At 59.6% G+C, this 18,976-nt stretch carries 17 protein-coding genes; 12 read left to right on the top strand and 5 right to left on the bottom strand.

From position 1 onward, the window contains the following. Nucleotides 1-65: 65 nt before the first annotated feature. A complete protein-coding gene (locus phaeop14_RS01930; RefSeq protein ID WP_096788594.1) occupies nt 66-974 on the top strand; it encodes a LysR family transcriptional regulator in 909 nt (302 codons plus the stop codon). A gap of 6 nt (nt 975-980) precedes the next feature. Here phaeop14_RS01930 and irrA read toward each other — a convergent pair whose 3' ends face one another. Beyond that, nucleotides 981-1,397 carry an iron response transcriptional regulator IrrA gene (gene irrA / locus phaeop14_RS01925; RefSeq protein WP_014873568.1) on the bottom strand — a complete coding sequence of 139 codons (417 nt, stop codon included), beginning with the start codon at nt 1,395-1,397 and terminating at the stop codon, nt 981-983. A 235-nt stretch (nt 1,398-1,632) separates the two neighbouring features. Between irrA and fabA the strand changes: the two genes are divergently transcribed. From fabA to phaeop14_RS01910, 3 genes are read left to right on the top strand one after another with little or no spacing between them, the layout of a single operon-like run. After that, nucleotides 1,633-2,142, top strand: coding sequence for a bifunctional 3-hydroxydecanoyl-ACP dehydratase/trans-2-decenoyl-ACP isomerase (gene fabA / locus phaeop14_RS01920; RefSeq protein WP_014879135.1), 510 nt, complete (start codon nt 1,633-1,635; stop codon nt 2,140-2,142). Between the two features lie 47 nt (nt 2,143-2,189). Next, nucleotides 2,190-3,419: a beta-ketoacyl-ACP synthase I gene (fabB, locus tag phaeop14_RS01915; protein WP_040171054.1), complete on the top strand. Its 1,230-nt coding sequence runs from the start codon at nt 2,190-2,192 to the stop codon at nt 3,417-3,419. A gap of 6 nt (nt 3,420-3,425) precedes the next feature. Continuing rightward, nucleotides 3,426-4,217, top strand: coding sequence for an enoyl-ACP reductase FabI (locus phaeop14_RS01910; RefSeq protein ID WP_096788593.1), 792 nt, complete (start codon nt 3,426-3,428; stop codon nt 4,215-4,217). Nucleotides 4,218-4,271: 54 nt separating this feature from the next. On the opposite strand, the gene phaeop14_RS01905 is transcribed toward phaeop14_RS01910, so the two are convergent. Beyond that, a complete protein-coding gene (locus phaeop14_RS01905) occupies nt 4,272-5,366 on the bottom strand; it encodes an NAD(P)H-dependent flavin oxidoreductase (protein ID WP_096788592.1) in 1,095 nt (364 codons plus the stop codon). Nucleotides 5,367-5,449: 83 nt separating this feature from the next. Next, nucleotides 5,450-5,878 carry an FKBP-type peptidyl-prolyl cis-trans isomerase gene (locus tag phaeop14_RS01900; RefSeq protein ID WP_024098385.1) on the bottom strand — a complete coding sequence of 143 codons (429 nt, stop codon included), beginning with the start codon at nt 5,876-5,878 and terminating at the stop codon, nt 5,450-5,452. A gap of 187 nt (nt 5,879-6,065) precedes the next feature. Here phaeop14_RS01900 and phaeop14_RS01895 point away from each other — a divergent pair, with 187 nt between their 5' ends. The 8 genes from phaeop14_RS01895 to phaeop14_RS01860 all read left to right on the top strand — a co-directional run bounded on the left by phaeop14_RS01895 (nt 6,066) and on the right by phaeop14_RS01860 (nt 14,748). Then, entirely contained in the window at nt 6,066-6,752 is a 687-nt protein-coding gene (locus tag phaeop14_RS01895; RefSeq protein ID WP_096788591.1) for a haloacid dehalogenase type II, read from the top strand. A 52-nt stretch (nt 6,753-6,804) separates the two neighbouring features. After that, entirely contained in the window at nt 6,805-7,623 is an 819-nt protein-coding gene (locus phaeop14_RS01890) for an alpha/beta fold hydrolase (RefSeq protein WP_096788590.1), read from the top strand. Next, nucleotides 7,620-8,594 (top strand): threonine ammonia-lyase, encoded by a 975-nt coding sequence (locus phaeop14_RS01885; protein ID WP_096788589.1) that lies wholly within the window; start codon nt 7,620-7,622, stop codon nt 8,592-8,594. Before phaeop14_RS01890 ends, phaeop14_RS01885 begins: the two co-directional genes overlap by 4 nt. 37 nt (nt 8,595-8,631) lie before the next feature. Beyond that, nucleotides 8,632-9,834: an endonuclease/exonuclease/phosphatase family protein gene (locus phaeop14_RS01880; RefSeq protein ID WP_096788588.1), complete on the top strand. Its 1,203-nt coding sequence runs from the start codon at nt 8,632-8,634 to the stop codon at nt 9,832-9,834. Between the two features lie 94 nt (nt 9,835-9,928). Further along, nucleotides 9,929-10,717 carry a 3-oxoadipate enol-lactonase gene (gene pcaD, locus phaeop14_RS01875; RefSeq protein ID WP_040180467.1) on the top strand — a complete coding sequence of 263 codons (789 nt, stop codon included), beginning with the start codon at nt 9,929-9,931 and terminating at the stop codon, nt 10,715-10,717. A 181-nt stretch (nt 10,718-10,898) separates the two neighbouring features. After that, nucleotides 10,899-12,248 carry a lyase family protein gene (locus phaeop14_RS01870; RefSeq protein WP_096788587.1) on the top strand — a complete coding sequence of 450 codons (1,350 nt, stop codon included), beginning with the start codon at nt 10,899-10,901 and terminating at the stop codon, nt 12,246-12,248. A gap of 146 nt (nt 12,249-12,394) precedes the next feature. Then, nucleotides 12,395-13,486, top strand: a complete 1,092-nt coding sequence (locus tag phaeop14_RS01865; protein WP_096788586.1) for a Zn-dependent alcohol dehydrogenase — start codon at nt 12,395-12,397, stop codon at nt 13,484-13,486. 29 nt (nt 13,487-13,515) lie between these two features. Beyond that, nucleotides 13,516-14,748: a mandelate racemase/muconate lactonizing enzyme family protein gene (locus phaeop14_RS01860; RefSeq protein ID WP_096788585.1), complete on the top strand. Its 1,233-nt coding sequence runs from the start codon at nt 13,516-13,518 to the stop codon at nt 14,746-14,748. Between the two features lie 99 nt (nt 14,749-14,847). Here the strand turns inward: phaeop14_RS01860 and phaeop14_RS01855 are convergent, their stop codons facing one another. Both phaeop14_RS01855 and phaeop14_RS01850 read right to left on the bottom strand, forming a co-directional pair. Beyond that, complete coding sequence (locus phaeop14_RS01855) at nt 14,848-15,696, bottom strand: fumarylacetoacetate hydrolase family protein (protein WP_096788584.1); 849 nt, start codon at nt 15,694-15,696, stop codon at nt 14,848-14,850. Nucleotides 15,697-15,766: 70 nt separating this feature from the next. Next, entirely contained in the window at nt 15,767-18,724 is a 2,958-nt protein-coding gene (locus tag phaeop14_RS01850; RefSeq protein ID WP_096788583.1) for an ABC transporter transmembrane domain-containing protein, read from the bottom strand. Nucleotides 18,725-18,976: the final 252 nt, after the last annotated feature.

Raw genomic sequence — 18,976 nt, 5'->3', positions numbered from 1 at the left:
CCCCGATCTTGCACACAGAGGCTGAGCATGCTCAAATAATATCTTAATATGCAAAAAATAATCTGATGTTATATTTAACCCTGCGCCACTACGAATACGTCTGCGCTATTGCGCAGCACGGCAGCCTCTCCGCCGCAGCGGCGGCGGTGCATGTCAGCCAGCCTGCGCTGTCCACCGCCCTCGCGCGGATTGAGGCGCAGTTGGGGGAGACCCTGTTTCTGCGCCGTCGTGGCGCCGCGGTGGTTCTCACACCGCAGGGACGCAGTTTCGCAGCACGTGCGCAAGCGTTGCTGGAGCAGGCTGCACGGTTGGAACGCCAAGGCAGCGAGGATGCGACCGGCCAGCAGCTGACGGTTGGCTGGTTTACTGACCTCGCGCCCTTTCTGCTCGCTCCCGCTCTTAAGCGTCTTCGCACCGCCCTCCCGGGTGTCGCGATCCGTTACAAGGTCGACCATTTTGAACCACTGATCGCCGCGATGATCGCTGGGGATATTGACTTGGCCGTCAGCTACGACCTTGGCGTGGATGCCAGTTTTATGCGTCAGGAGCTGTTACGCCGGTCGCCCGTTGCACTACTGCCGCACTGCCATCCGCTGGCAGGGCGGGATCACTTGGCGCTGGCAGATCTAGCTGAGCAACCGCTGATTCTATCAGAAGAGGGGCACTCCGTGCGCCATATGCTTGGGCTGTTCAAATCTATCGGCACCTTGCCCCGTATCGCCCACCGCGCCGCATCGGTTGAGCTGTTGTGCAGCTTGGCCGCCCACGGCGAGGGCATTGGCATCACCTACAGCAGACCACCCGGCACAAATTCCTACGGCGGGCCCGGATTGGTCTCGGTTCCGATCAGTGACGCGTCTGCGGAGGAACCTCTTGTGCTGATCAGCCACAGCCGCGCTGCGCTCGGCAGCGTGATCCAGCGCGCACAAGGCATTTTGGCAGACGTGGTAACGGCCGGTTCACCGGATCAGTGAAGATCTTCAGATTTTGCGCAGGCGGATCACAACATCCACAGAGGCAATCTCGACGCCTTGCGGTGCCGCCGGGAGGCTCTTGATCACCAACTGGTCGGATGGCGCATCTGACAGACGCCCCTCGTCCTCCCAATAAAAGTGAGGATGGTCATGGGTGTTGGTGTCAAAATAGCTTTTGGAGCCATCCACAGTGATTTCCTGCAACACACCCGCATCGCAAAACGCGCGAAGCGTATTGTAGACGGTGGCAAGGGACACAGCGGCCCCTTTATCTTTGGCTGCGTCAAACAGGCTTTCAGCGGTGACATGGCGGTGTTTGCCATCGCCCACGAGCAATTCTGCCAGCGCCACCCGCTGACGAGTCGGGCGCAATCCGGCTGTTTCCAGCCAGTTGGTAGCGATATCTGCGGGTGTTGGCGTCATAAAGCAGGTCCTGCATAGCGTTGCTGGACGTATTTATAGGCCGAATGGGTCACTGTATTCAATTCAATTTGCGCGGCGTCTGTACCTCCTCCTAGACTGTTACAGTTGAAAAACCTGAAGGCCACAGGCGGGATGCCGGTTGTCCCGCTGCGCCCGGAACCCTTGCAGGAGAGTCGAAACGGGTGCTACAGGGGGCCAGATAGACGATGATAACATAGGCAGGAGAAGCGCCAGCATGGCCGATTACCCCAGCAGCTTTGACAAAGACGATTTGCTAAAATGCGCCAGAGGCGAGCTGTTTGGCCCTGGCAATGCGCAGCTGCCCGCCCCCCCCATGCTGATGATGGATCGCATCACCGATGTGTCCGCAGATGGCGGCGCCCATGGCAAAGGTCACATCACAGCCGAGTTCGACATCACCCCTGAGCTATGGTTTTTCGACTGCCATTTCCCCGGCAACCCGATCATGCCCGGCTGTCTTGGTCTTGATGGTCTCTGGCAGCTGACCGGCTTTAATCTCGGTTGGCGCGGCTGGCAGGGGCGCGGCTATGCTCTGGGTGTCGGTGAGGTCAAATTGACCGGTATGGTGCGCCCGGATCGCAAGCTGCTGACTTACAAGATCGACTTCACCAAGGCGATCCAGACCCGCCGCCTGACCATGGGTGTTGCCGATGGGATCGTCGAGGCAGATGGCGAAGTCATCTACCAGGTCAAAGACATGAAGGTGGCCCTGTCCGAGAGCTGATCCGCAGCTTTCCTCTGGCCCCCTGAAACAGCATAGGAGTACGCAGCATGCGTCGTGTCGTCGTCACCGGTCTGGGCATCGTCTCGTCCATCGGGAACAATGCCGAAGAGGTCCTTGCCTCTCTTAAAGCAGGGAAATCTGGCATCGAAGCCAGCCCTGAAATGGCCGAACATGGCTTTCGCAGCCAGATCGCGGGCACGCTCAAGCTGAATGTGGCGGACCATGTCGACAAACGCACCCTGCGCTTCATGGGCGCGGGCGCGGCCTATGCTCATATCGCAATGAGCCAGGCGATTGCTGATGCCGGCCTGTCCGACGATCAGGTGGTGAACGAGCGCACGGGCCTTGTTGCAGGCTCAGGTGGGCCCTCCACATCGGCCATGCTGACCGCCCATCAGACCGTTCTGAAAACCGGCGCGACCAAGCGTATCGGGCCGTTCGCAGTGCCCAAATGTATGTCTTCCACGATCTCTGCCAACCTGGCGACCGCCTTCAAGATCAAGGGCATCAACTACTCCATCACGTCTGCCTGCTCGACCTCGCTGCATTGCATCGGCAACGCAGCCGAGCAGATCATGATGGGTAAACAGGATGTGATGTTTGCCGGCGGCGGCGAGGAGCTGGACTGGACGCTTTCGTGCCTGTTCGACGCGATGGGCGCAATGTCGTCGAAATATAACGACACGCCCGAAAAAGCCTCGCGCGCCTTCGATCAGGATCGTGACGGGTTTGTGATTTCCGGCGGCGGCGGCATTGTTGTGCTGGAAGATCTGGATCACGCCTTGGCCCGCGGCGCCAAAATTTATGCTGAAGTCACCGGCTTTGCCGCGACCTCCGATGGGCACGACATGGTCGCCCCCTCTGGTGAAGGCGGCGAACGCGCGATGCGTCTGGCCCTTCAGTCCCTGCCGGACGGCCGCAAAGTAGACTACATCAATGCCCATGGCACCTCGACCCCGGTTGGCGACGTCGGCGAAGTCGAAGCGGCCCGCCGCGTCTTCGGTGCGGGCAATGTCCCTCCGATTTCGTCCACCAAATCGATGACTGGCCACGCACAGGGCGCGGCTGGCGCCTTGGAGGCAATTTTCTGCCTTCTGATGCTGGACAACGACTTCATCACCCCGTCGATCAATGTCGACACCCTGGCCGAGGGTATTGAACCCGCAGAGGTCGCGACCCAGCTGGTGGAAAACGCCGGTCTGGACAGCGTGATGACCAACAGCTTCGGCTTTGGTGGCACCAATGGCTCAATGGTCTTGAGCAAGTACAAAGGATAACGGCGGATGTCAGGAGTATTGACGGGCAAGAGTGGCCTGATCATGGGGGTCGCCAACGATCGTTCGATCGCTTGGGGTATCGCCAAGGCCATGGCTGAGGCCGGAGCGGACCTGGCCTTTACCTATCAGGGTGAGGCATTCGGCAAGCGTCTTGAGCCGCTGGCGCAGAGCGTTGGCAGCGATTTCATGGTCGATGTCGATGTGACTGACGATGCCTCACTTGACACAGCCTTCGAACAGCTGTCTGCACGTTGGGACAGCATCGACTTTGTCGTTCATGCTATTGCCTATTCAGACAAGGCGGAGCTGACCGGGCGGTTCCTTGATACCAGCCGCGAAAACTTCAAGAACTCGATGGATATCTCGGCCTATTCCTTTGTCGAGGTGGCCCGCCGGGCCTATCCGCTGATGAAGGATGCGGGCGGTACTCTGCTGACGCTGACCTATCAGGGGTCAAACCGTGTCGTCCCCAACTACAACGTCATGGGCGTCGCGAAGGCAGCCCTTGAAAGCGCCACGCGCTATCTGGCCAATGACCTCGGCCCGGAAGGGATTCGTGTCAACGCGATTTCCCCCGGCCCGATGAAGACCCTGGCCGGTGCGGCCATCGGTGGTGCGCGCAAAACCTTCAAGCATACGGCGCAGAACGCCCCGATGCGGGACAATGCAACGCTGGAAGCCGTTGGTGGAACCGCTGTCTACCTCGCCTCTGACGCCGGAGCCTGCACCACCGGTGAAGTCATTCGCGTCGACGGGGGATTTCACGTCCTTGGAATGCCGCAGCAGGACAATCTCTGATCGCGACTATTCGCGACCAAAAGACCGAAGGGCACCCGCAGCGGTGCCCTTTTCTTATTCCGGCGTACGGCTCCCCTGCTGCGCTACTGTCAATTCCCGTGCAAGCGTGGCGACCAGCTCGGCCGTTGGCATCGCCCGCGATTGGGCGGCACCCTGCCCTGCCCATTGCGCACCATAGCCAACCTCATCACGATTTTTTGCCGCCGCGTTCAGCGCCTTCCCGGCATCATAAGCGATAGGGTAATCCGGGATCTCAACATCACGGTTCTGGCGCCCCCAATCGGTAAATCGATTGCCCAGGCAGCGTGCCGGACGACCTGAGATCACCGCGGTCATTTCCGTTTCGGGATCGTCGGCCAACAAGGCTGCCCGATATCCTGCGTCGGCACTGCTCTCCGGGCAGGCAATGAAGGCGGTGCCAAGCTGCGCCGCTGCAGCGCCTGCAGACAGAGCATCAGCGATATCCGCCCCGGTCATCATCCCGCCCGCGGCGATCACCGGCAGCGTCTGTGCCGCCGCCAATTCGCGGACCAGCGGTAAGGTCTGCAGCCGCTCATCCTCACCGGTGGGATCAAAAATGCCCCGGTGGCCGCCCGCCTCCCACCCCTGCGCAACAATGGCATCAATGCCAGCGCGCTCCAGGCTACGGGCCTCAGTCAGCGAGGTTGCGGTGGCGAGCACTACGACACCTGCGGTTTTCAATGCCGCGATGACATCCTGCGAAGGCAGGCCAAAGTGAAAGCTAACAACCGCCGGGCGCTGCGCGATCAACATGTCCTGCATGTCGCGATCTACGCAAAAACTGGTGTATATTTCGCGCAAACCCTGCGGTGGCGTCGCGCCGAAGCCTTGGAACACCGGTGATAGATATTGAAGCCAAGCTGCCTCTCGCACAGGGTCGGCGGTCGCAGGTTGATGGCAGAACACGTTGACATTGAAGGGCCGCTCGGTCAGTGCCGCTGTCTGAACAAGCATTTTCTCGGCCTGTTCGACACGTGCCGCGCCGATGCCCAGAGCACCGAGCCCGCCCGCATTGCTGACGGCCGCCGCCATTTCGGGCGTACTGACACCCGCCATTGGAGATTGCAGGATCGGCACGGATATCCCCAAGCGATCCATCAATGCTGCTGACGTGGAAATCCCGCTCATCTCACCCTCTTTCGCCACAAATCCTATTTGCGCAAAAGAGCCGGTTTGATGAGGCGGCGCAAGAGGCGCCACCTCATCCCGTCTTAGTTGATTGATACCAATTCGATATCAAAAATCAGATCCTTGCCCGCCAGCGGATGGTTGGCGTCAAGGGTCACGGTCGCTTCGGTCACTTCAACCACGGTTACCGGCAGAACTTCCCCGGTTGGAGCCTGCATCTGCAGCTGGGTGCCGACCTCAAGCGGGATGTCATCGGGAATGCCTTCGCGCGGGATGGTCTGACGCGCCTCATCATGGCTGGGGCCATAGGCCTGATCCGCAGGAATGTTGAGCGTCTTTTTCTCGCCTGCGGTCATGCCAGCCAGACCTGCGTCCATACCTTCAATGACCTGACCGGAGCCAACGGTGAACTCAAGCGGCTCGCGCCCTTCAGAGCTGTCAAAGACGCTGCCGTCTGTCAGCTTGCCTGTGTAGTGGATGCGTACGGTATCGCCGCTTTTTACCTCGGTCATGGGACCTCCAGTTGGTTTCACGTTACAAAGGCGCGCACAGTATAGGACCCACCCCTGATGTAAACCCAACCGACCAGCGCCCCGAACTGGTAGCTGTTTGTCACGGAATGCACCGCATTGTGGCTGGAATTGACGTCCGTTTTGCGCCTAGGCTGGTCCAACCGCAGGACACCGGACGGGAGACCCCATGGCGATCACAACCTGTATCTTCGATGCCTATGGCACATTGTTCGACGTGACGGCGGCCGCGCGGCAAGCCGCACAGGAGCCGGAGTTTCCGCATCTGATCGACCATTGGGCCGAGCTGGCCAATCACTGGCGACTGAAGCAGCTGCAATACACCTGGCTGCGCGCCATCACCAATGCCTACACGGATTTCTGGCAGGTCACCCAAGATGGTTTGGACTGGGCGATGGACGCCACCGGCCTCAGTGGGGATCCGCAACTCCGCAAACGGTTGCTCGATCTCTATTGGCAGCTTCAGGCCTATGAGGAGGTGCCGCAGATGTTGCGCGCGCTCAAAACGGCTGGGCTACAGACAGCGATCCTGTCCAATGGATCACCTAAGATGCTGGAAGGTGCAGTAAACTCGGCCGGTGTGAGCGGGCTGCTGGACGATGTCTTGTCTGTCGAGGCCGTCGGGGTCTTCAAACCCGATGCACAGGTCTACGACCTCGTCGAGGCACGGTTCAACTGTCAGCGCGACGAGGTATTGTTTGTTTCCTCCAACGGCTGGGACGCCGCCGGCGCGGCGGGGTATGGATTCACCACAGCCTGGGTCAATCGGAGCGGTGAACCGATGGATCGCCTGCCTTGGACACCACATCATATCCTGAGCGACCTGAGCAGTATTCCGACATTGCTTGGGACATAATCCCGTGTCGCTTACATCAGGACCGCTTTCAGTCTTCACCACCTCGGATGGGATGCAGCTCGCCTATGACGATCCCGACCAAACAGGCATGGAGGGCCGCCCCCCCTTGCTGTGTCTGGCCGGTCTGACCCGCGACGGGCAGGATTTTCGATATCTTCGGCCGCACATCCGTGGGCATCGCGTGATCACGCTGGATGCACGCGGCAGAGGCAGGTCGCAATACGCCGAGGACATTCACAGCTATTCAGTCCCACGTGAGGCACAGGATGTGATTGAGCTGCTGGATCATCTAAATATTGATCGCGTCACACTTCTTGGCACCTCTCGCGGTGGACTGGTTGCTATGGCGCTGGCCGCCTTGCACAAACACAGGCTGGCTGGCGTGATCCTGAACGACGTAGGGCCAGAAATCCCAGCGGATGGCATCGCGCGGATCATGGCCTATGTCGGGCATCGCCCAGTGGCCAAAACTCATGAACAGGCCGCCTCGGTGCTGGCGGCACATATGGCCCCAGCATTTCCCGATGTGCCAATGGCGCGTTGGCGCGAGGAGGTGGAGGTTTTCTACACCCAGACACAGGACGGTTTGGCCCTACGCTACGACGCGCGGTTGCGCGACGCCTTACTGGCACAGGCAGCCGCCGGGCCGCCGCCGAATCTGTGGCCGCTGTTCCAATCCCTCAGGGGGGTGCCATCGGGCGTCATCCGTGGGGGCAATTCGGATATTCTCAGCGCCGATACCTACCAAAAAATGCAGCGCCACCTACCGGAGCTGCTCGCCGTGGAGGTCCCGGACCGGGGTCATGTCCCCTTCCTTGATGAGCCCGAGTCGCTGGCGCTTATCCATCGCATTCTGGAGATTGTTCAATGACATCCTTTGCCGCGATTACCGCAGCTGCCGACCGCCTGAGTGGTCACGCACGGGAGACGCCGTTGCTATCTTCGCCGTTTCTGGATGACATTGCCGGACGCCGTGTCCTGGTCAAGGCCGAGTGCCTGCAACACACTGGTTCGTTCAAGTTTCGCGGCGGCTGGGCTGCCCTTTCTGCACTGTCCGACGACCAGCGACACCGTGGCGTACTGACCTATTCCAGTGGCAATCATGCACAGGGAGTGGCCGCTGCGGCTGCCGCACATGCGACGCCCGTCGTGATCCTGATGCCGCAGGATGCGCCAGCCATCAAGATTGCCAATACACGCGCGCTCGGCGCGGAGGTGGTTTTGTTCGACCGGGCCAAAGACAACCGTGATGCCATCGGAGCAGAACTGGCAGAGGTGCGCGGCCTTACCCTGATCAAACCCTACGACGACGCAGAGGTTATCGCCGGACAAGGCACTGTTGGCCTTGAGATTGCCCGCCAAGCTGCGGACCTTGGCGTGAGCGAAGCGGATGTTCTGGTGTGCTGCGGTGGTGGTGGTTTGACCGCCGGCGTCGCGCTTGCTCTGGAACAGACCGCGCCAAAGATGACAGTCAGCCCTTGTGAACCTGAGCGTTTTGATGATGTCGCCCGATCACTGGCTGCAGGTGAAATCTGCCGGAACGAGGCCTCTGCGGGGTCACTTTGTGATGCAATCCTGACGCCTGCACCGGGCGACATCACCTTCCCCATTCTGTCGCGTCTCTGCAGCTCCGGCATCGTGGTGAGCGAAGAGGACGCGATGCGCGCCATGGCGCTGGCCTTTTCACGGCTGAAGATCGTGTTGGAACCCGGCGGCGCTGTGTCTCTCGCAGCCGCCCTGTTCCATGGTGACCAATTGAGCGGCCCTGCCACAATCGCTATCGCAACAGGCGGCAACGTCGACGCAGCCCTTTTTGCCGAGGCGTTGCATCGGTTCGGCTGACTCCGAATGACCGCCCTTATCGAGTTTGGAGTACCACATGACCGAATTCACCATTGCATCCTTCAACGTGAAAAACCTGATAGGTCCGGATCAGGAATACTATAAATTTCAAAGCTACACGCCGGAGGAATACGCGTGGAAGTCCGATTGGATGGCTGATCAGCTGCTGACCCTGGATGCCGATATTGTCGGGTTTCAGGAGATCTTCGAGGAAGCGCCGCTGCGTGAGATCATCGCTGAGACCGACCGGCGCGGGCAGGAGGCAAATGCCGCCAGCCTGCCGGACCGATCCAAACGCTATCATCGCAAGGCAATTTTCCGCAAACTGGCCTATACGCCCTACACTGAGGCTGAGCTGGCCTTTGCGCCCAACATAAACGACAGCGAAACACCAGGGAAACGGCGCCCGGGCCTTGCTATCCTGTCGCGATATGGCTTCGCTGAGCCGGTCGAGATCATTCAGGATCTGCCGCAACCCCTGGATATTCCGATGGCCTGTCTTGGTGGCGAAGAGGACGCGGGCTATTACACGCTGAGACGGCTGTCGCGCCCGATCATGAAGGCCCGGATCCCTGTCGCCGGGCAGATTGTCAGCGTTTTCAACTGTCATCTGAAATCCAAACTGGGTGAGTTCATCACCCCGCAAGGCGCACCCTACCCGCCCGAGACCGTGCTCACGGCCTATGATGCGGGAGGTCGCGCCTTGGGCGCGCTGCGTGCTGCGCTGCGCCGTATGGCTGAGGCCTGGGTGCTGCGGCGGATGGTCTTGGACGAATTGGAACAGAACCGTCCGGTCATGGTATTGGGAGATTTCAATGACGGGGAAAACGCCGTCAGCTCCGAAATCATCAGCGGCGAGACGCCGTTTAGGAATTATTCCTGGATGCTGCGCCATGACGCCCGGCACACCGGCGACCGTTACAGTGCAGAGGAGGATCGGCACATCCGTGAAACCATTGACAGGTTTCGATTGCGGTCAGCAGAAAAGCAATTCCTCAGAAAGTCGCTCCGCGATGTGGTCTACACCACGGCCTTTGGCGGCGTTCATGAAAGCATCGATCAGATCTACATGTCTCGCCATTTTGATCCGGACTGGGCAGGCCACATAGGAGAGATGGAATATTTCAGCGTCTTCAATGACCATCTGACTGATGGCAGCCATCCCGAAGCTCCCTACAACAAACTCGCCTCTGATCACGGGCAGATCATGGCTCATATGCGGCTCAAATCTGCGGGTTAGGGTCGCATATGCTTATTTCTTCACGCACCGGCTGACTTTACCTGACGGGTAGCCCGCGTTAGAAAGCGCGACCGAACACACCCCGGAGCCCCCTATGCCATTCGCTGAACTGGGCGATGTCCAGCTACACTACCAACTGGATGGAACCGCCGACGGACCTCCTTTGGTCTTTGCCAATTCTCTTGGCACTGACCTGCATGTCTGGGATCAGGTGGTAGAACGGCTGCCAAAAGAACTGCGCATTGTCCGCTATGATCTGCGTGGCCATGGCGGGACACCTGCAACGCCTGCCCCCTACGCCATGGGCACCTTGGTCCGCGATGCCGAACGGTTACTGGACCAGTTGCAGGTGAAGGGCTGCATCTTCGTCGGGCTGTCTATCGGCGGCATGATCGCGCAAGGGCTGGCGATCAAGCGGCTGGATCTGATGCGTGGGCTGGTGCTGTCAAACACCGCCGCCAAGATCGGGACTGCCGCTAGCTGGCAACAGCGCATTGAGGCGATCAAGCGTGATGGGATTGAGGCCGTTGCGGACAACATCATGGAGCGATGGTTTGCCCCGGCATTCCGCAAGTCGCCCGAGCTGTCTCATTGGCGCGACCACCTGCTCCAGCAATCGGTCGAGGGCTACATCGGATGCTGCGCGGCGATCGCAGGCACAGATTTTTACACACCGACCAGTGGTTTACGATTGCCGACCTTAGGCATTGCGGGCTCAGACGACGGCGCGACACCGGCGGATCTGGTACGCGAAACCGTCGACCTCATCCCCGGTTCCAAGTTCGAGCTGATCCGCCGCGCCGGTCATATACCTTGTGTCGAACAGCCCGAGGCTTTTGCGGATCGTCTGATCACCTTCCTGAGGGAGCAAGGCCATATCTGATGGCTGCTGGGCCGCGGCCCGGTGCGCCTTCGGGAGCGTGCGAGCGACCACAATATCTGGCACAAATGGTAGCCGACCGCCCTCACGATAGGGTAACAGACCTGAATATACCCCATTTGCCGCCTATTGCTGCCCCAACCGGATAGCAGCAGTCATAGCAACCCTTGGTGAAAGATCTCTGATGGCCGCTTCTCTCTTCGACAGTCAGCTCTATGCTTCATTGTTTCCTGCGGGAGATATTTCCCGGCTGTTTTCAGACAGCGCAGAAATCCGTGCCATGCTGCTGGTCGAAGGGGCACTGGCCAAGGCGCAGGGCAAGCTCGGCCTGATCCCGGAAGAGAGCGCTGCAGCGATTGGCCGCGCGGTGATGGAGGTCGCTCTGGACCCCGGTGCATTGGCCCAATCGGCCGGACAGAATGGCGTCCCCGTGCCCGGTCTGGTGAATGCATTGAGGGACGAAATGAACGCACCGGAGCACGCCCAATATGTGCATTGGGGGGCAACCTCGCAGGATATTATGGACAGCGCTTTGATGCTGCGATTGCGGCAGGCACTTGCAGCTGTTGAGACTGATCTGCTCACCCTGCTTAAGCAACTTTCCGATATGGCGGGCACCCATGCCAACCTTCCGATGGCTGCACGCACCTATGGTCAGTTGGCCACCCCGACCAGCTTCGGGGCCGTTGTGGCCACGTGGGGGCAGCCTCTGGCTGCACTGCTCGAAGAGCTGCCAGTGCTCCGTCAAACCTGTCTGCTGGTGTCACTGTCCGGTGCTGCTGGAACGGCCAGCGCATTGGGATCCAAGGCCAGCGAGCTGCGCGCCGAAATGGCTGCGGGATTGTCGCTGGCGGATCCGCATCGCAGCTGGCACACGGATCGCAGCCCGGTTCTGCGGATCGCGGACTGGCTCACCCGCGCCTGCACTATAATCGGGAAATTGGGGACCGATTGCCTGGCCCTGCGCCAAAGCGGCATTGACGAGCTGACAACCAGCACGGCAGGTGCGTCCTCAACCATGCCGCAGAAACAGAACCCGGTTGCCGCCTCAGCGCTGATCGCGCTGGCATCGCAGGCGACCGCACAGCTTTCGGCTCTGCATCATGCCGCCGCGCATCAGCACCAACGCGACGGCGCCAGCTGGTTTGGCGAATGGCTGAGCCTTCCACAGATCGTTTTCTGCGCCGCAACAGCCGCCCGGACGGCTGTCTCCATGACCAAAGGGCTGGCGCCAGACGCCAAGCAGATGTTGCGCAACCTCCACGCTGCCGATGGGACAATCTATGCAGAAGCGCTGAGCTTTGCCTTGGCAGAACAGATGCGGCGAGGTGAGGCGCAGGCCGCGGTCAAGGATCTCTGTGTCAAGGCTGCACAGCAGGGCGTACCCCTGCAAGAGGTTGCTGCCGCGCAATTTCCAGAGCTGGATCACGCAACACTCTTTGACGCAACCCGGCAACTTGGGTCAGCCCCGGACGAGGCACAACGATTTGTAAAAACAGTAGCCGCTCTGAAAGGCCGCAAAGAATCGACGTGATACGCTGCTCATCAGCGATCTAGGCGGGCCCATCCTGCTCTCCCTGCGCCTATGTGCCTCGGGATACGACGTTTCACTGACGGTTTCAGACTTGCAGCCCTCCTCCCCCCGGTCCACCGTGGCCTGCAAACAGGGAGAGAGATCGCATGCCAACCATCAAAGCCGCCGTCTGCCACGAGTTTGGTAGCCCTCTCGTGATCGAAGATGTCCAGCTCGCCGCGCCTCGCACTGGAGAAGTTGAGGTGACACTGGACGCCGTTGCGATCTGCCATAGCGACATCTCCTTTGCAGAGGGCGCCTGGGGTGGGTTTTTGCCTGCCGTTTATGGCCACGAAGCCGCTGGCGTGATCAGCGCCGTCGGCGACAATGTACAGGGCTTCGCTGCGGGGGACAGCGTTGTCGTCACTCTGATCCGATCATGTGGCAGCTGTCCCAGCTGCGCAGGCGGTGCGCCCACCCTATGCGAAACCCCCTATGATGCAGTCAACGGCCCGCTCAAAACCGCTGACGGTGCGCCGTTGATGCAGGCAATGGCCTGCGGTGCCTTCGCAGAGCGAGTGGTTGTGGATCAACGCCAGATCGTAAAAATCCCAAGCGAAATAGCCAAAGATGTCGCCGCGCTTATCTCCTGCGGCGTCATCACGGGCGTTGGTGCGGCAGTGAACGCCGCAAAGCTGCGCGCGGGCGAGGATGTTGTTGTGATCGGCGCGGGGGGCGTTGGCCTCAATGCGATCCAGGGCGCCCGCATCGCAGGTGCGCGCCGGATCGTTGCCGTCGATCTAAGCGAGGAAAAGCTGGAGATTGCCAAGGAGTTTGGCGCGACCCACACCGTTCTCGGCCGCCTCGATGCGCCATGGAAGGCCTCATACAAGGCTCTTGGTGGCAGAGGGGCTGATGTTGTTCTGGTCACGGTCGGCGCTATCCCGGCCTATGAGCAGGCCACGCGATATCTGGGCATCGGCGGGCGCATGGTGATGATCGGCATGCCGCACTCAGGCGCAAAAGCCAGCTATGAGCCGGTCATCATGGCCGCTATCGGACAAGGCATGATCGGCTCCAAAATGGGTGACGTGGTAATTCAGCGCGATATTCCGTGGATGGTGGACCTCTATCAGCAGGGGCGCCTGAAGTTGGACGAGTTGATTTCCGGGCGTTGGAGCCTTGAAGACATCAATGCAGCAATTGCCGATACAAAAACAGGATCGGCGCGTCGCAACGTCATCCTTTTTGACCAATAGACCTCAGAGCAGACACGGAAGAACCTGACATGAAACTGCAAGATCTGGACATCATTGTCACCGCTCCCCCCGCTCCTGGCTGGGGAGGGCGCTATTGGATTCTGGTCAAGGTGACCACCGACACCGGTATTACTGGCTGGGGTGAATGTTACGCCGCCTCCGTTGGCCCTGACGCAATGACGCATGTGATCCGCGATGTCTTTGAGCGGCACATGCAGGGCATGAACCCCGAAAATATCGAATGGATGTTTCGGCGGGCCTATTCATCGGGTTTCACGCAGCGCCCCGACCTGAGCGTCATGGGCGCCTTTTCTGGCCTTGAGATCGCCTGCTGGGATATCCTCGGCAAGGATCGTGACCGGCCAGTTCACGCTTTGATTGGCGGGCGAATGAACGACCGGCTGCGTGCCTATACCTATCTTTATCCACTGCCCCATCACGATATTGATGCGTTCTGGAACACGCCCGAACTGGCGGCCGAATCCGCAATCGCAGCCGTGGAAAAAGGTTACACTGCGGTCAAATTCGACCCCGCCGGTCCCTATACGATGCGGGGGGGGCATATGCCGGCCCAATCTGACATCACCCAATCCGTCGCCTTTTGCCGCGCGATCCGCAAAGCTGTCGGCGACAGGGCGGATCTATTGTTCGGCACACATGGCCAATTTACGCCGGCAGGGGCTATTCGGCTCGGTCAAGCATTGGAACCTTACGAACCCCTGTGGTTTGAGGAGCCCACGCCTCCCGATTTGGTCGCAGATATGGCTCGGGTTGCAGATCGGGTGCGCATCCCGGTCGCGACAGGGGAACGGCTAACAACGAAAGCGGAGTTCGCCGCCATCATACGGGCAGGTGCGGCAGAAATCCTGCAACCGGCCTTGGGGCGATCCGGCGGTATCTGGGAGACCAAGAAAATTGCGGCCATCGCCGAAGTCTTCGGCGCACAGATGGCGCCTCATCTCTACGCCGGTCCTGTCGAGTGGGCGGCCAATATCCAGCTTGCAGCCTCAATCCCCAACCTCTTGATGATCGAAACAATCGAGACACCGTTTCATGCGGCGCTGATTAAACAGGGGATCACTGTGGAGGACGGTTTCGTGATCCCGTCAGACGCGCCAGGTCTTGGCATCGAGGTCGACGAAGATCTAGCCCGCGCCCATCCCTTTAACGGGGATGATCTGCACCTCAACATGCAGGATGCCCCATGCAACTATGCCGAGGGCAACAGTTTTGTAGGTGGTGCCCCTCCTATCGAAAAATAACCAGCGCCACGCAGGAAAGGCGCACGGCCTGACCCAACGGGGCCGGATCTTGGTCAAGATCCGGCGACGGGCGGGAGTGCATGCAATGAACAAATACAGTCAGCTGTCTTCGACGATATGCTGCTGCTGTTCACCCAGCCCATCGATGCCTAGCCGCAGGGTATCGCCCGCCCTCAGATAGATCGGGTCGGGTTTCTGCCCCATCCCCACCCCCGGCGGTGTCCCGGTTGCAATGAGGTCACCGGGGTGCAGTGTCATCAACTGGCTGAGATGTGAGATGATTTCTGCGACGGAGAAGATCATCGTACTGCTGTGACCCTGCTGCATGCGCTTGCCGTTCACATCACAGTAAAGCACAAGTTGCTGCGGGTCGGGAACCTCATCGGGTGTTACCAGCCACGGGCCAATCGGGCCGAAACTGTCGCAGCTCTTCCCTTTGGTCCATTGCCCGGACAGATCCATCTGGAAAGATCGCTCCGAGACATCGTTGACCACGCAATAGCCCGCCACATGGTCAAGCGCGTCTTCAATCCCGATGTATTTGGCTGTTTTCCCAATCACCACGCCCAACTCTACCTCCCAGTCGGTTTTCTGCGCGCCGCGCGGTAAAACCACTGGATCGTTTGGGCCACTGATGGCTGAATTCGCCTTTAGAAACAGGATCGGATGCTGTGGGATCGCAAGTCCCGCCTCCTCAGCATGATCCCGGTAGTTCAGGCCGATACAGAGAAATTTGCCAACGTCGCCAACGCAGGGGGCCAACCTCGGCCCTTCCTGAACGATCGGCAAATCTGCCAGCGGAAGCGATGCCAGCTTCGCTTGCGTGTCATGCCCTAGTTCTGCGCCCGTGAGATCCGCGATATGCTCGCCTAGGTCTCTCAGAGTGCCATCGTCGGCTTTGAGACCCGGACGAATACCGGCATCACTATAGTATCTCAGTAATTTCATGGCAGTCGCCTCCCCTCGATCCCAAATGCCCGCGCCTCTCATGGACGCGTATACAGTGCCTCAACAGCGATCAACTTGACACATAGCCTGCGACGACTTGCAACAGTTTAAACGCGGTCGCTGCATCGTTTTCGACAACCGCAAGGAACTCCTCCTCACCAATCCGCAAACAGGTCAAATCGGTTTCCGCAATCATGCTGAGGGCACGGGGTTCCTTCCGGATCAGACCCAATTCGCCGACCAGACGACCCGCGCCGACCTTGGCGACCAGGCGATGTGCCTCCCCGTCCTGCGGCAGGTATAGCCCTGCCTCCCCCTCCAGCACCATATACGCGCCATCGCTGGCCTCATCGTCTTTCAGAAACACGGTGTCACCGGATTTTGCCGTGTACCAGCGCGCGCCAAAGGCCAAGAGACGCAGCTGACGGCGATTGAGTTCGGAGAACAGCTCTGTCTGCTCCAGCGCTCTGAGTTTGCGCGCAAGGTCCGCACTCCCTGCGCCATCGCTGACCGCATCCGCAACCGGGCTGTCGCTGACCAGTCGTCCCTGACGCAGTTCATAGTAGCCGTCGAAAACATCCGGGCTCTCGAAGCTGCTGCCAAGGTAAATCAGCGTGGTGTCCGGCAACAGCTGGCGCAGATTCTTATGGATCGCGATCCGGGTGTCGAGATCATAACTTGCCATAGCGGCGTCCAAGATCAAGATATCGGGACGTTTGATGGACGCCCGTGAGAACGCAAGCGGCTCGGCAAAACTGGCAGCGAGCCCCTGCCCGCCCAGCGCGATCGGCAGATCAAAGATCAGCTCAACCACGTGATCACGGACACCGTTCTTCACCAGCACATCCGAGACAAGTTTCTGCACCTCTTCCGCCCGCCCGCCGGCGCTATCGGAAATTTTGCCGAACAGGGCGTTTTCCAGAACCGTCAAGCCAGGTGCAAATGCCCGGTCATCAAGCGGTTCGAAAATATCATCCAGCGTTGCCATCAGCTGGCTGGAATGGCTCTGCCGGAAGGCCAGAATGCGCTCTTCTATCTCACTGCTGAACGCCGCACCGATCTGCTCGGCTGAAATGCTGAAGGGGACGATCAGCAACCGCGCCAGCTCCTCATGGCTCAGCGCGGAGACACCATCGTTACGGGTCTTATCCACCAGCGCGAGCGCGCCCTCATAGGCCGAGGCCTCCAGACCCAGCTTGCGGAACAGGGGATGATCGGTGCCATCGATACCAAAGATCTGCCGCAGCATTTCCACGACATCACGGCTAAGGGCCACAAGATCCGCGTCCAGATTGAGGTCACGCAGTTGATCAAGGAAATCGTCCTGTTGGCGCAGCACGTCTTCGCTCATGCGGCCCTGTGTGGTCGCATAAAGCAGGTTTTCAGCCACTGGCAGTGCCGGGTTGTACCGATCAGGTGCCAAGAAATGCACATAGTCATCTAAGCCCGCGTCGATGACGGCCTGCTGCACGGTGCCCCGCAAATCGACGAGTTGCTGCGCCAGTTCCGGGTGGCTTGAGGCCTCAAAGCGTTGCTCGACCCCGCGGCGAAACAGCGCGGTGTCAGATCCAATGCCTGAAACCAGCCTGAGCCACCAGTCGCGCAGCTCCGCCTCGCTGGAGAACCCGGCGAGGGCCGGATCCAGCCACGACGCGTCGAGTGGATCGGGGCTATTGCCTGCCCGCTGCGCCACATCATACCGCCGCAGATCCTGTGCGGCTCCCAGTGGCCGCTGTCGGATCGGCATCATCACATTGTCGCCAAACGATCCCTGAAACAACACCGGTCGGGAGGTGGCATGCCCGATACGTGCAGCGATCACCGCCTGATGAATGTCGCGCATATTCTGGCCATCAATCGAAACCTCACCGGCCGAGGGCAGCAATTCCCGGGTCAGCAACCCCGCCAAGGCGCGGCGGTCTTCCTCCGACGGGGCGGCGACGCCAATCACCTTCCCTGCCGGAAACCGCGCGTTCAGATCTTCCAGAACGAGATTGCCATTGGCATCACGAACATTGACCCCCTCAACGACGATATCACCCTTCAGGCGCTGCAATTCATCCGGTGCGCCGGTCATCAAGGCCTCGTCCACCATTCCCGGAGGATCGAACCGCTCCAGGATGACATCCCAACGCAACGCCATATCCTGCGTTTGGTTGTAGTAGGCCAGCAACTCCTTCCAGGGCGACGCCAAATCCTTGTAGGCTGCGAGAGCTGCAACCAACGCGCCAAGCGAGACCTTGCCCTCCAGCACCAGGTAGCCGCCCACCGCGTAGAACAGGAACGGCGTCAACTGCGTGATGAAGTTGTTGAGAAACTTCATGAAGAATTTCTTCTGATAGATCTCAAACCGGATGTCATAAAGCCAGCCAAGCCGGTCAGTGATCACAGCCATCCGGTAGCGCCAGCCGCCATTCAGACGCAGGGTCGACGCCCCCGCCGCACTCTCTCCTATTTCGGAGGCCAAGGCCCGAATCTGGCGTATGCGTTTCTTGTTCAGCAGGTTGATCTGGCGTTGCAACATCGGGATCAACCAGCCCTGCAACGGAATAAGCGCAACAGCCGCCAACCCGAACCAAACATTCTGCATGAACAGAAAATACAGGATGGTCAGCATTTGACCCGCCTGCAGAACTGGCTGGCTGACCGCATCCCCCATGAGCCCGCCCATCGGTTCGCTCTCGGATGTGATCATGGAGACCAATTCACCCTGGCTGACCCGCTCGAAATATGGCTGCGGAAACCTTAGCACACGCGAGATCAACCGATAGCGAAACCGCCGCAACATCCGTTCGGCCAGAATGCCCTTCATCGTGTTGATGCGCATCTTCAGCAGACCATGGGCCAGCACCGCCACAAGGAACCCGCCACACAGCAGCCAGAGGTAGTGCAGCTGTGTCAGCTCATAACCAAACAGATCAATGCTGGAACTTTGGGCACCGATAGCATCATTGATGATGCGCTTTGGCAGCTCCAGAGTCAGGTACAAGAGTGGAAACAGGCAGGCGGTAACCAACAGCAAGACCAACTGGTCGCGCTTGGAGTAAGTCCAGATAAACCGAAAGAGAGTGCGTTCTATGGGACGGCTCCGAAATGGCGACAGTTGCTGAAACGGATCCTGATATGCCTAGCCCGGATTGCCCGTTGCAGGCAATGGCAACAGGGCGATCCCGTCATCAAAGAATCTTCGCAAGCCTCAAGACAACACTGAGATCCGACACAGTTGACGGGGCGTCGCGACGAATACTGTTACAGGCCATTTGCCAGCATCCAAAAAATA

The sequence above is a fragment of the Phaeobacter piscinae genome (assembly GCF_002407245.1).
Classification (GTDB): Bacteria; Pseudomonadota; Alphaproteobacteria; order Rhodobacterales; family Rhodobacteraceae; genus Phaeobacter; species Phaeobacter piscinae.
This window is presented reverse-complemented; position numbering and strand designations above follow the sequence as displayed.